The organism is Massilia mucilaginosa (assembly GCF_011682145.1).
GTDB lineage: Bacteria > Pseudomonadota > Gammaproteobacteria > Burkholderiales > Burkholderiaceae_D > Telluria_A > Telluria_A mucilaginosa.
In genome coordinates this window covers 1-392 of sequence record NZ_WHJH01000228.1, presented here as the reverse complement: position 1 = coordinate 392, position 392 = coordinate 1, and the positions used below count along the sequence as shown (strand labels likewise).

The following is a 392-nucleotide window of genomic DNA, read 5'->3' as shown; positions in this document are numbered from 1 at the left end:
AATAAAGTTAAATTTTGCACAAGTCATCTGATAACATACCATTTCTCGTTGTACAACATTAGAGGGATGGACATGGATCAGCTTATTCGCAAGACATTGATTGCCAGCGCCAGCGCGCTGCTGGCCTGCAGCGCCGCGACACCGGCTTTCGCCGCTGATTGGCCGAGCGGGTATACCAAGTGCGCCGCCGAGAGAGAGACCTGTGTGGTCGGCGCCGCCAAGCGCTCGGTGTCTTACGGCGCAAGCAACAAGTGGGTCACGAAAAGCCTCTCCGGCAATGTGGCGTGCAATAACGCCACGTTTGGCGACCCCATTGCGGGCAAGAAGAAATATTGTGCGATCGGTCCGGTGACGCCGACGCCTACCCCGCCTCCGACCCCGACGCCGACCCC

The 392-nt window shown here is 58.2% G+C and carries 1 pseudogene; it reads left to right on the top strand.

Annotated features, from left to right (window positions below):
- Positions 1–72: 72 nt before the first annotated feature.
- A pseudogene (locus tag F2P45_RS34630) lies at positions 73–392 on the top strand (hypothetical protein); the annotation flags it as partial.